16 protein-coding genes are annotated in these 13588 nt (G+C 61.3%); 8 read left to right on the top strand and 8 right to left on the bottom strand.

Going from position 1 to position 13588, the window contains the following annotated elements; genetic code table 11:
* Window positions 1-109: 109 nt before the first annotated feature.
* The 3 genes from AC1RR7_RS28065 to AC1RR7_RS28055 all read left to right on the top strand — a co-directional run bounded on the left by AC1RR7_RS28065 (window position 110) and on the right by AC1RR7_RS28055 (window position 2974).
* A complete protein-coding gene (locus AC1RR7_RS28065; RefSeq protein WP_096822138.1) occupies window positions 110-1024 on the top strand; it encodes an urea transporter in 915 nt (304 codons plus the stop codon).
* A 21-nt stretch (window positions 1025-1045) separates the two neighbouring features.
* On the top strand, window positions 1046-1870 hold the full coding sequence (locus AC1RR7_RS28060; RefSeq protein ID WP_102620358.1) for an ion transporter: 825 nt from the start codon (window positions 1046-1048) through the stop codon (window positions 1868-1870).
* A gap of 105 nt (window positions 1871-1975) precedes the next feature.
* Complete coding sequence (locus AC1RR7_RS28055) at window positions 1976-2974, top strand: sulfate ABC transporter substrate-binding protein (RefSeq protein WP_102620357.1); 999 nt, start codon at window positions 1976-1978, stop codon at window positions 2972-2974.
* A 255-nt stretch (window positions 2975-3229) separates the two neighbouring features.
* Here AC1RR7_RS28055 and AC1RR7_RS28050 read toward each other — a convergent pair whose 3' ends face one another.
* Window positions 3230-3850, bottom strand: coding sequence for a hypothetical protein (locus tag AC1RR7_RS28050; RefSeq protein WP_493158829.1), 621 nt, complete (start codon window positions 3848-3850; stop codon window positions 3230-3232).
* Between the two features lie 243 nt (window positions 3851-4093).
* On the opposite strand from AC1RR7_RS28050, the gene AC1RR7_RS28045 reads away from it, so the two are divergent.
* On the top strand, window positions 4094-5281 hold the full coding sequence (locus AC1RR7_RS28045; RefSeq protein ID WP_096822142.1) for an MFS transporter: 1188 nt from the start codon (window positions 4094-4096) through the stop codon (window positions 5279-5281).
* A 46-nt stretch (window positions 5282-5327) separates the two neighbouring features.
* Here the strand turns inward: AC1RR7_RS28045 and AC1RR7_RS28040 are convergent, their stop codons facing one another.
* Window positions 5328-5732, bottom strand: coding sequence for a type II toxin-antitoxin system HicB family antitoxin (locus AC1RR7_RS28040; RefSeq protein WP_096822143.1), 405 nt, complete (start codon window positions 5730-5732; stop codon window positions 5328-5330).
* Window positions 5732-5944 carry a type II toxin-antitoxin system HicA family toxin gene (locus tag AC1RR7_RS28035; RefSeq protein ID WP_096822144.1) on the bottom strand — a complete coding sequence of 71 codons (213 nt, stop codon included), beginning with the start codon at window positions 5942-5944 and terminating at the stop codon, window positions 5732-5734. The genes AC1RR7_RS28040 and AC1RR7_RS28035 overlap by 1 nt, the downstream gene beginning before the upstream one ends.
* Before the next feature lie 219 nt (window positions 5945-6163).
* Here AC1RR7_RS28035 and AC1RR7_RS28030 point away from each other — a divergent pair, with 219 nt between their 5' ends.
* The 4 genes from AC1RR7_RS28030 to AC1RR7_RS28015 all read left to right on the top strand — a co-directional run bounded on the left by AC1RR7_RS28030 (window position 6164) and on the right by AC1RR7_RS28015 (window position 8916).
* Window positions 6164-6883 carry an SDR family oxidoreductase gene (locus AC1RR7_RS28030; protein WP_493158828.1) on the top strand — a complete coding sequence of 240 codons (720 nt, stop codon included), beginning with the start codon at window positions 6164-6166 and terminating at the stop codon, window positions 6881-6883.
* A 21-nt stretch (window positions 6884-6904) separates the two neighbouring features.
* Window positions 6905-7792, top strand: a complete 888-nt coding sequence (locus AC1RR7_RS28025) for a LysR family transcriptional regulator (RefSeq protein ID WP_493158827.1) — start codon at window positions 6905-6907, stop codon at window positions 7790-7792.
* An 84-nt stretch (window positions 7793-7876) separates the two neighbouring features.
* Window positions 7877-8344 (top strand): helix-turn-helix domain-containing protein, encoded by a 468-nt coding sequence (locus AC1RR7_RS28020; RefSeq protein ID WP_096822147.1) that lies wholly within the window; start codon window positions 7877-7879, stop codon window positions 8342-8344.
* Window positions 8341-8916, top strand: coding sequence for a PIN domain-containing protein (locus AC1RR7_RS28015; protein ID WP_493158826.1), 576 nt, complete (start codon window positions 8341-8343; stop codon window positions 8914-8916). The genes AC1RR7_RS28020 and AC1RR7_RS28015 overlap by 4 nt, the downstream gene beginning before the upstream one ends.
* Before the next feature lie 52 nt (window positions 8917-8968).
* Here AC1RR7_RS28015 and AC1RR7_RS28010 read toward each other — a convergent pair whose 3' ends face one another.
* The 5 genes from AC1RR7_RS28010 to AC1RR7_RS27990 are packed head-to-tail and all read right to left on the bottom strand — an operon-like array spanning window position 8969 to window position 13586.
* Window positions 8969-9376: a hypothetical protein gene (locus AC1RR7_RS28010; RefSeq protein ID WP_493065507.1), complete on the bottom strand. Its 408-nt coding sequence runs from the start codon at window positions 9374-9376 to the stop codon at window positions 8969-8971.
* Window positions 9377-9401: 25 nt separating this feature from the next.
* On the bottom strand, window positions 9402-10601 hold the full coding sequence (gene ccmI, locus AC1RR7_RS28005; protein WP_102620351.1) for a c-type cytochrome biogenesis protein CcmI: 1200 nt from the start codon (window positions 10599-10601) through the stop codon (window positions 9402-9404).
* Window positions 10598-11068: a cytochrome c-type biogenesis protein gene (locus AC1RR7_RS28000; RefSeq protein WP_011333089.1), complete on the bottom strand. Its 471-nt coding sequence runs from the start codon at window positions 11066-11068 to the stop codon at window positions 10598-10600. Before AC1RR7_RS28000 ends, ccmI begins: the two co-directional genes overlap by 4 nt.
* Window positions 11065-11601: a DsbE family thiol:disulfide interchange protein gene (locus tag AC1RR7_RS27995; protein ID WP_007959246.1), complete on the bottom strand. Its 537-nt coding sequence runs from the start codon at window positions 11599-11601 to the stop codon at window positions 11065-11067. The genes AC1RR7_RS28000 and AC1RR7_RS27995 overlap by 4 nt, the downstream gene beginning before the upstream one ends.
* Complete coding sequence (locus AC1RR7_RS27990) at window positions 11598-13586, bottom strand: heme lyase CcmF/NrfE family subunit (protein ID WP_102620350.1); 1989 nt, start codon at window positions 13584-13586, stop codon at window positions 11598-11600. Before AC1RR7_RS27990 ends, AC1RR7_RS27995 begins: the two co-directional genes overlap by 4 nt.
* Between the last annotated feature and the right edge of the window lie 2 nt (window positions 13587-13588).

Here is a 13588-nt window from a genome sequence, read left to right as displayed (position 1 = left end):
CTCGGCATGACGGTTTCCACAAGAGACACCGCATTCACCGGATACGAGCTCCCTCGCCACAGCTTCAAGCAAGACCTTTTGATTTCCCCACTGCCCAGATTCTCCAGACATGCCTGCCAACCATTTCAACACCCACTGCCCCGACTGGGCCGAGGCTTTGCTCAACGGCTTCAGTCAGATATTCCTCCAGCGCCATCCGCTGTGTGGACTCCTGTGCCTTTTGGCCATTTTATTCACCGCGCCGGTGCTGTTCGCCGGCGCGCTGCTCGGCGCGGTCGCCGGTTTGCTCACCGCGCAACGCCGCAACTATGCCAAGGCGGATCGCCAGGCCGGACTGTTCAGCTACAACGGCGTCCTGGTCGGCCTGTTGCTGAGCCTGTATTTCCCCTGGTCGCCAATGCTGCCGCCGCTGATTCTGGCGGCCGGTGGCCTGAGTGCGATGATCACGCAGCAGTGGCTCAAACGCGCACGCCTCACTGAATACCTGCCCGCCTACACCGCGCCGTTCGTGTTGCTGAGCTGGGTGTTCCTGTGTTTCGCCGAGCCTTCGACGCCGGCGCCAGCACTTGAACTGAACACCCTGAACCTGCTTGGTGCCGCCCTGAAAGGCTTTGGTCAGGTGATGTTCCTCGACCATCCGTTGGCCGGTGGATTGATCGCTGCCGGTTTGCTGATCGCCGATCGCCGAGCCTTCGCCTGGGCGCTGTTGGCTTCGGTGATTGGCCTGGGTTCCAGCCTGTTGCACCACGACAGCCAGGTCGCGCTGCTGGGTCTGGGCGGCTACAACGCGGTGCTCGCCGCCCTCGCCTTCAGCGCACAACGCCAGCAACCGTGGCTGCCGTTGTTCGGCATCGGCCTGGCACTGTTGTTGACGCCACTGTTCAGCGCCCTGGGTCTGGCGACCCTCACGGCGCCCTTCATTCTCGCCTGCTGGCTGCTGCGCACCGGCATTCGCCTGATGCGCCAACCGCAGATCAACGCCGCGCCTTGCGCTAACGGGGAGAATCAACCTAGGCTGCGCTGATTGATGGCCAAGGCGATGTGCATGAACGGTAACAACACGTGGCGTGATCGCCTGTACGTGATCATTTTCCAGACCGACACGGTGGCTGGCCGCCGTTTCGACAAGACCCTGCTGCTGATCATCTTCGCCAGTCTGGTGATCGTGATCCTCGACAGCATCGACGACGTCCACCAGAACTACGCCAATGTGCTGGCGTACATCGAATGGGGCTTCACGGTCATCTTCCTCGGCGAGTACCTGCTGCGCCTGTACTGCTCGCCCAAACCGCTGCGCTACGCCTTCAGTTTCTACGGGCTGGTGGACTTGCTGGCGATCGTGCCCGGCATCCTCGCGCTGTATTACAGCGATGCCCAGTACCTGCTGATCATCCGGGTGATCCGGATGCTGCGGATCTTCCGCGTACTCAAGCTCGGCCCGTACCTGAAACAGGCGCATTACCTGCTCGACGCCCTGCGCGGCAGCAAGCAGAAAATCCTCGTGTTCCTGCTCAGCGTCTGCACCCTGGTCACGGTGTTCGGCACCTTGATGTACGTGGTCGAAGGCCCGGAGCACGGTTTCACCAGCATTCCCAAAGGCATCTATTGGGCTATCGTGACCCTGACCACCGTGGGTTACGGCGACATCGTGCCCAAGACCGTTCTCGGCCAGGTGATTTCGTCGCTGGTGATGGTGACTGGTTACTCGATCATCGCCGTGCCCACCGGGATTTTCACCGCTGAACTGGCCACGGCCATGCGCGGGGGTCAGTTGCAGCACGACTGCCCGGTGTGCACAAAAAACAGCCATGAACAGGAAGCGTCGTTCTGCTCCCGTTGTGGCAATGCGCTGTTCAAGAAAATGGAATAAGCAAAGTTCTTTTTAATCTTTAAGTGACTATGCGCGCCCCGCTATAGTCGCTGGCAAATGGCCTCATCTTTGTAAAGACACCCCCTACAGAACAAGGAATGCGCAGTGAAAAAACTCTTTGGCGCCTCACTTCTCGCCGCTGGTCTTGCCTTCGGTAGCGTCGCTCAAGCCGCACCGACTCTGCTCAACGTTTCCTACGACGTGATGCGCGATTTCTACAAGGACTACAACGCTGCGTTCCAGAAACACTGGCAGGCCGAACACAAAGAGAGCATCACCGTGCAGATGTCTTTCGGTGGCTCAAGCAAACAGGCGCGCTCGGTCATCGACGGCCTGCCGGCTGACGTCATTACCATGAACATGGCCACCGACATCAACGCCCTGGCGGACAACGGTCAACTGGTGCCGAAGGACTGGGTCACCCGTCTGCCGAACAACAGCGCGCCGTTCACCTCGGCCACCGTGTTCATCGTCCGCAAAGGCAACCCGAAAGCCCTGAAAGACTGGCCGGACCTGCTCAAGGACGGCGTGCAGGTGATCGTGCCGAACCCTAAAACCTCGGGCAACGGCCGCTACACCTATCTGTCCGCCTGGGGCTACGTGCTGAAAAACGGCGGTGACGAGAACAAGGCGAAAGACTTCGTCGGCAAGCTGTTCAAGCAAGCGCCAGTGCTGGACACCGGTGGCCGCGCCGCGACTACCACGTTCATGACCAACCAGATCGGCGACGTGCTGGTAACCTTCGAAAACGAAGCCGAAATGATCGCCCGCGAATTCGGCCGCGACCAGTTCGAAGTCATCTACCCAAGCGTCTCCGCCGAAGCCGAGCCGCCTGTGTCGGTGGTCGACAAAGTGGTCGAGAAGAAAGGCTCCCGCGCAGCCGCCGAGGAATACCTGAAGTACCTGTGGTCGCCGGAAGGCCAGGAAATCGCTGCCGCCAACTACCTGCGTCCACGTGACCCGGCGGTACTGGCCAAATACACCGACCGCTTCCCGAAAGTCGACTTCCTGTCGGTCGAGAAGACCTTCGGCGACTGGCGCACCGTGCAGAAGACCCACTTCAACGATGGCGGGATCTTCGACCAGATTTATAGCGGGCAGTAGAGTTTAGGCTGGCGTGAAAAAGGCGACCCTCAGTGGTCGCCTTTTTTTGTGGCCGCTTTACCCTCACCCCAGCCCTCCCGAAACGTCGGACCGCCCGGAGGGAGAGGGGGCCTACCGAGGTGTCTGGCGAGTTACATCGACCTGAAAGACCTTATCGATTATGGATTCACCACAGCACGTTCAGGTCGGCGTACCTCTCATGCATCCCCCAATCAGTCCCCTCTCCCTCTGGGAGAGGGCTAGGGTGAGGGGCTTTTACATCGGCGGTTTCACGCCATCCTTGCCCGCCGAGATCGATTGCGCGGTCAACGTGCCGTCCGCGCTCTGGGTCACGAAGGTGACGATCTTCACGCCAACCTTGAGCAGGCTGCGATCGCCCGGCGTCAGGTTGACGATCGGCACGTCCTCCGGCACGAGAATCTTCTGCTGGCCGCCCTTGTAATTGACGGTCAGCACCCGGCCGTTGCTCACCACCAGATCGCCGACGCTGCCATTGGTCATGCTGCTGCCCTTGGCCAGGTCGAACGGCCGATGGCCATCGCCGCTGCCCGCCAACTCCGGCGGGAAGACATGCACCTCCAACGCCTTGAGTGTCCCATCCTCCTGGGGAATGGCTGCCGAGCCAATGTAACTGCCGGGCTTGATGTCTTCGATATTGGCCAGGGTAACCGCGCGGACCTTGGTGTCCGGGGTCAACTGAACCACCACGTTTTCACCGCTGTTGACGTGAACCTTGAGCGACTCGGGGCTGACCCCGGTGATTTCGCCGCGCACGCCAATGCGCATCCCCGGGGCGTCACCGGCGTAGACGCTGCCGGCGCTGAGCACGCCGATCAATGCAAGAGTCGTGGTGTGGCGAAGCAGCTGACGAAACATCGCAATCCTCCGGTTGTTTGCAGGTGGAAATCCACTGACAACATAAGCACGCTATCGAACAAGATGTAAGTGAATGTATCATCGCCCCTCCCCGGTCGGACGCAAGGTTCGCCGATGGACGACACCTCACCGGCCGCCACCTATTCCGCAACGGAATAACTGATATCGATCCAAGGCTTCTACCGCCGGCCCGGTTCGTCCCTTAGCCTCACCGCATTCCTTTTCGCTGGATCGAGAAACCCTATGACCGCCACAACTCACGCAATGACCCGAGGCATGGTGCTGCTGTTCGCTTTCTGCTGCGGCGCCATCGTTGCCAACATCTACTACGCCCAGCCGATCATCGGCCTGATTGCCCCGGACATCGGCCTGACCGACACCATGGCCAGTTTCATCGTGTCGCTGACCCAGATCGGTTATGCGCTGGGCCTGTTCTTCCTGGTGCCGCTGGCGGATCTGCTGGAAAACCGCCGCTTGATGATCATCACCACGGTGGTGGCGATTGCCAGTCTGCTCGGGGCGGCGTTCACCGATCAGCCCAATGTGTTCCTGCTGATTTCGTTGCTGGTAGGTTTCAGTTCGGTGTCGGTGCAGGTGCTGGTGCCCTTGGCGGCGCACCTGGCGCCGGAGGAATCTCGCGGACGTGTCGTCGGCGGAATCATGGGCGGCCTGCTGTTGGGCATTCTGCTGGCGCGTCCGGTGTCGAGCGTAGTCGCCGACCATTTTGGCTGGCGGGCGATGTTCATGATCGCGGCAGGGTTGATGGCGGCAATCAGCGTGGTGCTGGCGTTGACCGTGCCCAAACGCCAGCCGGATCACAGCGCTTCCTACGGCCAGTTGCTCGGATCGTTGTGGACACTGCTGCGCAAGCAACCGGTGCTGCGTCAGCGGGCGTTCTACCAGGCCTGCATGTTCGCCACCTTCAGCCTGTTCTGGACCGCCGTGCCACTGGAACTGGCGCGCAACCATGGCCTGTCCCAGAGTGAAATCGCGATCTTCGCCCTGGTCGGCGCCATCGGTGCGATTGCCGCGCCGATCAGCGGACGCCTGGCCGACGCCGGCCACACTCGCGTCGCCTCGCTGCTGGCCATGCTGTTCGCCAGCCTGAGCTTCCTGCCCGCCTTCATCCACCCGGCCTACAGCGTGATAGGCCTGGCCGTGACCGGCGTCGTGCTCGACTTCTGCGTGCAAATGAACATGGTACTCGGCCAGCGCGCGGTCTACTCCCTCGACGCCAAAAGCCGCGGTCGCCTCAACGCGCTGTACATGACCAGCATCTTCATCGGCGGTGCCTTCGGCTCATCGATCGCCAGCGCGGTGTATGAGCACGGCGGCTGGCTGTGGATCGTGATCGTCGGCAGCGTGTTCCCGTTACTGGCGCTGGTGCGGTTCTTGAGTGTTTCGCAAAAGGGTGTTTTGGCGACTGCCTAGAAACTTGAAGGCACTGTCGGATCGCTGATCCGACAGTGCCTGATGCTCAATGCCGAACCAGTTTTTCCATGGCGGCATCCGCCAGAAAGGAAGAGCGGCTTTTGACATTATGTTCTCGCACGTAGCGGTCAATCCGCTGGATGACGTAACCGGGCAGTGTCACATTGACCTTTTCGGTCTTGCCCATGTAGGGCGAGATGTCCAGCTCCAGCATGCCCCAACCCATGTCCGCGAACTCTGGATTGTTGCGATGAGCAGCCGCAGAAGTCGGCATCGGAATCGAATCACCTTCCGCTGCAATCTCCTGCAGCATGATGTGTGCAATCTCGACGGCAGCGTTGTAGGCATCCTCAAACGTATCTCCGGCCGTCACAGCGCCGGGAATATCGGGGATCTGAATACCGATGGCGGTGTTCTCGTCGCCCCACTCGATGCAGATTGGATATTGCATTACGGATCTCCTTTGTAACTGGCTGGCGGGTTGTGCAACCCGGCACGCCTCCTGATGCTCTTGACCGTTCCGACCGGCAAATCCTTTTTCGGGTGAGGAACGGGAATCGTGTAAGGGTTGTAACGGTGCGTGAAGATGTGATGACTGCCGGTAACCCGATCCAGCGTCCAGCCTGCCTCCTCCAGCTCCTTGATCAATAACCTGCTCTGCACCAAGCGTCTCCTTGCTTCGGCCAAACAAAAGTAACCCTAGAGTTATATTTACTCAAGCACAGAAATTCGCAGGACGACGTTCGGTAATGTTGCAGCGTGTTTTCCAGAACCGTTGCAATCGCCTCATGCCGTTAGAGGACGCCACGCACAACCCGCATTACACTCAGCACCCTTACCCCATCAAAACTGCCCGAACAGTCCGTCCCCCAAGGAGTTGCCATGACCCGTCGTACCTTCCTCATCACCGGCGCCAGCAAGGGTATCGGGCGGGCGCTGGCCGAGCATCTGGATCGGGCCGGGCATCGGGTGGTGGGGATTGCCCGCCAGCCGGACCTGAGCTTTCCGGGGATCCTGTTTCCGCTGGACCTGAGTGATCGCAAGCTCGCCGGTGAAGTGCTGGCGGATCTGGCGCGCACTTATGAGTTCGACGGACTGGTGAACAATGTCGGGCTGGTGCGGCCGCAAGCGTTGGGGGATATCGATCTCGATGCGTTCGACGATGTGATGCGGGTCAACCTGCATTCGGCCTTGCAGGCGACTCAGGCGTTGTTGCCGGGCATGCGCATGCGCGGCTGGGGCCGGGTGGTGAACATTTCCAGTCTGACCGTGCTCGGTATCGCTCAGCGCACCGCGTATGCGGCGGCGAAAGCGGCGCTGGTCAGTTTCACGCGCTCGTGGGCGCTGGAACTGGCGCAGACCGGGATTACCGTCAACGCCGTCGCGCCGGGGCCGACCGAGACCGAACTGTTTCGCGCCAACAACCCGCCGGGCAGCGAAGGTGAAGCGCGGTATCTGGCCGGGGTGCCGATGGGCCGTCTCGGGCAACCGGAAGAGATCGCTTCGGCCATTGCCTTTCTGTTGTCCGAGCAAAGCGGATTCATCACCGGGCAGACCTTGTTTGTCGACGGCGGCGCCTCGGTGGGCAAAGCCGCGTTCTGATCACTGGCACAAGGACACCCGATGGACCGCCTCGCCGCCATGGAAACCTTTGTCTACGTCGTGGAAACCGGCTCGTTTTCCGCTGCCGCCCGGCGGCTGAATATCGGTCAGCCGGCCGTGTCGAAAACCATCGCCCAACTCGAAACCCGACTCGCCGTGCGCCTGCTGTTGCGTTCGACCCGAGGCCTGACGCCGACCGAAGCCGGGCTGGCGTTTTTCGAACGGGCCAAACGCACCCTCGAAGAAGCCGACGAGGCCGACAATGCAGCTCGCGGCGCCGCCAGCGGCCTGAGTGGCAACCTGCGCATCAGCACCGCCGTGACCTTCGGCCGGATGCATGTGGTTCCACACCTGGGGCCGTTCCTCGATCAACACCCGCAGCTCAATGTCGACCTGCTGCTCGACGACCAGAACATCAACCTCGTGGAAGAAGGCATCGACATCGCCCTGCGCCTGGGCCCGCTCAGCGACTCCGGCCTGACCGTACGCAAGATCGCCGAATGCCGGCGCGTCGTGCTGGGCACTCCGGCCTACTTCGCCAGTCACGGTGAACCCGCCTGCCCTGCCGATCTGCCTCAACATCGCGCCGTCATCTACAACCGCGGCGGTGGCGCGACCTGGCATTTCAACAAGGATGGCGAAGAACAGTCCGTGACCGTCTATGGCCGCCTGCGTGTCAGTGCTGCCGAAGGTTTGCGTGAGGCGGTTCTCGCCCATCAGGGCCTGGGGCTGGGCTCGGAGTGGATGTTTGCGCCGGAACTGGCCAGTGGCGCAGTGAAGGCTGTCATGAGCGATTGGGTGTTGCCGAAGCAGGAATTGTGGGCGGTGTTTCCGACGGGACGGATGGCCAGCGCAAAGGCACGGGCGTTTGTTGAATATGTGCAGGGGGTGTTGGCGGAAATGTCGTAAAACCAGCATTCGTTTCGTTTATTGCGATTTTCGCTTATTTCGAATAACGTTCCGGCATTCCTCATTCCCAAAGCCGGACTCGCCATGTCGACCGTTATCCATCCCTCGATCAGCCTCCCTGTAGAACGCGAAGTAAAAGCCGCCATTGAAGGACAGCGCGCTCTGGCTGCTTACCTCGCGACCCATTTCGAGACTCAGCACATCCAGATTTTCGACGAGCGGAACGAAGCTCATCGCGTCGAACTTCCCACCTCGGCCCTGCGCCTGCTGATCGACATTCTGGCGGAGCTGGCAGCCGGCAACGCGGTCCAGGTCGTTCCGGTGCATGCCGAATTGACGACCCAGGAAGCCGCCGACCTGCTCAACGTCTCACGTCCACACCTCATAAAACTGCTGGAAAGCGGCGAGTTGTCCTACCACAAAACAGGCAAGCACCGACGTGTGCGCTTTGCCGATCTGATGGACTATAAGAACCGGCGCACCACCGCCAGCGAGCAGGCAATGGCGCTTCTCGCGGAACAAGCCCAGGCGTTAAGGACAGGATACGAGTGAGGCATTCCTCTTTCACAGTTGTATACGATGCATGCGTCTTGTACCCCGCTCCCTTGAGAGATTTTCTGATGTGGCTTGCGCTCTCAGGACGATTTCGGGCGAGATGGACTCAGGAGATTCACTGCGAATGGAAACGCAATCTGCTGAAGAACCGCCCTGACCTGACGATGGAACAGCTGGATCGTACGTCCGGCCTGATGGATCAAGCGATACCCGACGCCTGCGTCCATGACTATGAAGATCTGATTACCGGACTCACGTTGCCTGACTGCGATGATCGTCATGTTCTGGCAGCGGCCATCCGTTGCGGCGCAAGTGTGATAGTGACCTTCAACCAGAAAGACTTTCCATGCAAAACGCTGGAGCCTTTCGGCATCGAGGCGCAGCATCCGGACGAGTTCGTCGATAACCTCTTTGGGCTTGATCCTGCAGCTGTGGTTGCTGCGGCCCCAAAGCAGCGTCGCCAGCTGAAAATGCCTGCCATGGACGTCGAAACCTTTCTTGATCTACTGCAACGACAAGGCCTGGTTAAGTCGGTCCAGGCACTCAGCGGCTATCACGTGATCCTTTGAAAGTTCATTACCCCACACAGCAAAACGGCGATCCAAAGATCGCCGTTTTTCATTACTCCCCGAACTGCTTGCCCAACCCCGCCGGTACACCGTGGATGTTGGTTTCTTCCCACGGCCCGTTCGGGCTGATCGAGCGGCTCCAGCCGTTGTTCCAGCGGTAGTAGGTGCGCTGGCGGTAGAAGGTGTTGGTCTGGTCATCCAGCACGTACACCCCCAGCTTCTGATCCCAGTGGCTGTTGCCGCCCGGTGGCGGGGCGAAGCTGGCGGAGGTGCGTGGGGCCGGTTTCGCGGGTTTGGCCGGGATGCCCGGCTTGCCCGGCGTCGGGGTGGTCGACGGGGTCGGGCCGGGTTGTGACGGCGGGATCGGCGGCAGCCGTGTCGTCGGTTCCGGCCGTTGCACCGCACATGCGCTCAAGCCCAGGGCCAGTGTGAGGACTGTGATTCGGGCGATGGCGTTCATGGCGGTGCTTTCCTGTTGGTTCCGGCTATTTGTCCGGGCTGTCGATGGTCAGTTTTTGTGGCGCGGTGGTGCTGCTGGCCAGAGGCCCGCTGCGGCCGACCCACTCACCGGCAGTCGGTTGACCGGCTCGGGAGATGCGCGCAACCAGTTGGACTTCGGGGAAGTTCGACAGTTTCAATTGCGGCATCATTGCGTCGGCATCGCCCAGTTCGACAGTCACCGGCAGGTCGGCGACGGTCAGTCGCTTGGCAGCCAACGGTGCTGGAGGGCCAGACACTGCACGGGCGAAGATGAACACGCTGTCACCCGGTTGCACCTTGCCCTTGAGCTCGGCGGCCAGATCGACGCTGACCTTGAGCAGCGCGGTTTTCGCGACCGGAGCCTGGGCGACCTTACCGCCGCTAGCCTCAAGTTTTTCAGTGGCGCGGGCGATGCCGCCTTGCAGAGGCTCACGGGATTTGTCTTCCGGCGGCAGTTGCGCCAGAAGACGGTTCCAGTAGTCGATGGCTTGCTGATAGCGCTCGCCTTCGAACGCGGCGATCCCCAGCAGGCCGAGGCTGGTGACTTCTTTCGGATCAGCCTTCAGCGCTTCGTCGGTCAGGGCCTGAATCTTGTCCGACCACTTCTTGCCATCGGCGAAGTACTGCGCCTGCGCCCACTGGCCGAGCAGTTCCGGCTGACGACCGGCCAGGTTGGCGGCGCGTTCGAACATCTTCGCCGCGTCCGCCGGACGATCCTGAGCCATGTAGGTACGACCGAGGAAGTACAGGCCTTCGGCGGAATCCGGTTGCGCGGCCACGGCGCGTTCCAGACGCTGGGTCATCTCTTCCATCGACTGCGGCGCCTGGGCGAATTCCCGGGTCAGTTCGACTTTGTCGGCGGCACCGAAATGCATATAGAGACCGAGGCCCAACACCGGCACCAGCACGGCCGCCAGCAACGGCAGCGGTTTGCCCAGACGCGAGACCCGCGCCGGCGCCACGCCTTCGGTGTCGGCCAGCAGTTCCCGTGCCGCTTCGGCACGGCCGCTGTCCATTTGCGCGGCATCGAGAACACCCTCGGCCTGCTGCGATTGCAGCTCGGCGACACGTTCCTGATACAGCGCGACGTTCAGGGCAGTCCGATCCTCTTCACGCTGGGCGCGACGTTCACGCAGAACGGGGATCAGCAGAAAACTCAGGGCGACCAGAAGCAACAGCCCTGCGGCAAGCCAGAAATCAATCATTCTTGGTTTTTATCCAACAGTTGGTCGAGGCGCTGACGCTCTTCAGGAGACAGCGATTGCGGAGTCTCGGCGCGTTGCCCGCGACGGCGGCGGACGATCACGGCGATGACGACAAAACCGCCGAGCAACAATCCGGCCGGGCCAAACCACAGCAGCGCGGTCTTGGCATTGAGCGCCGGTTTGTAGCGCACGAAATCACCGTAGCGGTCGACCATGAAGTCGATGATCTGCTGATTGTCCTTGCCCTCGCCGAGCATGCGGAAAATCTCTTTGCGCAGGTCGGCGGCAATCGGCGCGTTGGAATCGGCGATGTCCTGGTTCTGACATTTGGGGCAGCGCAGTTCCTTGGTCAACTCACGGAAACGCTCGCGATCGCCTTCTTTGGCGAACTCGTAGGTGTCGATGGCGGCGTGGGCCACACCGGCCAGACTCAAGCCCAACACCATGGCGGCTAAAAAGCGCTTCATGGCTTGGCCTCATCAACCAGCGCCTGATACTTGGCCGCCAGTTTTTCCCGCCAGACCTGCTCGTCGATCACCCCGACATACTTGTCGCGGATGATGCCCTTGGCGTCGATGAAGAAGGTTTCCGGCGCGCCGTAGACACCGAGGTTCAGGCCCAGGGAGCCTTCGTCGTCGCGGATGTCCAGTTGATACGGATTGTGGAACTCGGCCAGCCACTTCAACGCATCGGCGTTGGTGTCCTTGTAGTTGATGCCGTAGATCACCACGCCGCGCTCGGCGAGTTTGTTCAGCACCGGGTGCTCGACCCGGCAGGAAATGCACCAGGTGCCCCAGACGTTGACCAATGCCGGTTTGCCGAGAATGTCAGCCTTGGTCAGGGTCTTGTCGCCCTGCACCGCCGGCAGGGAAAACTCCGGGAACGGTTTGTTGATCATCGCCGACGGCAGCTCCGCCGGATCCAGGTACAGACCGCGATAAAGGAATACGGCCACCAGCAGGAAAATCGCCAATGGCACCAGCATCAACCAACGTCTCATGCAGCGGCTCCTTCCATGCCCAGCGCTTCACGCACCTTGGCTTTGACCTTGACCCGGTAGCGCCGATCCAGCGCTGCGAGCAAACCACCGAAACCGGTCAGCAGGCCGCCGAACCAGATCCAGCGCACAAACGGTTTGACGTGTACCCGCACTGCCCAGGCGCCATCGCCCAGCGGTTCACCCAGTGCGACGTAGAGGTCGCGGGTGAAACCGGCGTCGATCCCGGCTTCGGTCATCATCGAACTCTGCACGGTGTACAGGCGCTTTTCCGGGTGCAGCACGCTGATTTCCCGGCCATCGCGGATCACCCGGATGGTGCCTTTGTCGGAGGTGAAGTTCGGGCCTTCAAAATGTTTGGCGCCTTCGAACACGAACTGATAACCGGCCAGTTCCATCGACTCGCCCGGCGCCAGACGCAGGTCGCGTTCGGCACTGTTCTGGCTCGACAACACCACGCCCAGGGCGCAGACGGCGATCCCGAGGTGGGCGAGTTGCATGCCCCAGTAGCTGCGAGTCAGAGTTGGCAGACCTTTGATCAGGCCTTTGTGGCGAGTCTTGTCGAAGATGTCGCGCACGCCGGCCAGCAACACCCAGGCCGCCAGCAGGAACGTCGCCAGCACCGCCCAGTTGAAATCGCCATAGGCAACACCGGCCACCACGGCCAGCGCCACGCTGCCCAGCAGCACCGGAGTGAGCATGCTGACCAGCCATTTCACCGGCGTGTCTTTCCAGCGCACGATCACACCGACCGCCATCACCACCATCAGCAAGGCCATCAGCGGAATGAACAACGCGTTGAAATACGGCGGACCGACCGACAGCTTGGCGCCGCTGATGGCATCGAGAATCAGCGGATACAGCGTGCCGAGCAGGATCATCGACGCAGCCACCACCAGCACCAGGTTGTTGCCCAGCAGCAGGGTTTCCCGAGACCACAGGTTGAAACCGACCTGGCTCTTGACCACCGGCGCGCGCAAGGCAAACAGCGTCAGTGAACCACCGACCACGAACAGCAGGAAGATCAGGATGAACACGCCGCGCTCCGGATCGGAGGCAAACGCGTGTACCGACGTCAGCACGCCGGAACGCACGAGGAAGGTGCCGAGCAGGCTCAGGGAGAAGGCGGCAATTGCCAGCAACACCGTCCAGCTCTTGAACACGCCACGTTTTTCCGTGACTGCCAGCGAGTGGATCAGCGCCGTGCCCACCAGCCAAGGCATGAACGAGGCGTTTTCCACCGGGTCCCAGAACCACCAGCCGCCCCAGCCGAGTTCGTAGTAAGCCCACCACGAACCGAGGGTGATGCCGATGCCGAGGAAAGCCCAGGCGACAATCGTCCACGGACGCGACCAGCGTGCCCATGCCGCATCGAGACGGCCGCCGAGCAGTGCGGCGATGGCGAACGCAAACGCCACCGAGAAACCGACATAGCCCATGTACAGCATCGGCGGGTGGACGATCAGGCCGATATCCTGCAGCAACGGATTGAGGTCACGACCGTCGGCCGGGATCTGCGGCAGGATCCGCGAAAACGGGTTGGAGGTGAGGATCAGGAACAACAGGAAACCGGTGCTGATCATGCCCATCACCGCCAGCACGCGGGCGAGCATGACTTGCGGCAGTTGCCGGGAGAACACCGACACCGCGAAGGTCCAGCCCCCGAGGATCAAGGCCCACAGCAGCAGCGACCCTTCGTGGGCGCCCCACACCGCGCTGAACTTGTAGTACCACGGCAGCGCGCTGTTGGAGTTCATCGCGACGTAAGCCACGGAGAAATCGTCGGTCATGAACGCGTAGGTCAGGACGCCAAAGGCGAACAACAGAAACGCGAACTGCCCCCACGCGGCTGGCTGGGCGAGGCCCATCCACAGACGGTCGCCGCGCCAGGCACCGAGCAACGGCACCACGGCCTGCACCAGCGCGAAACACAGCGCCAGGATCATGGCCAGATGGCCCAACTCAGGAATGAAAATGCTGGATGTCATCG

The sequence above is a fragment of the Pseudomonas sp. GW821-FHT11G12 genome, assembly GCF_058808055.1.
Note: the sequence above shows the minus strand (reverse complement) of the source record. Positions and strands in the feature narration are given on the sequence as shown.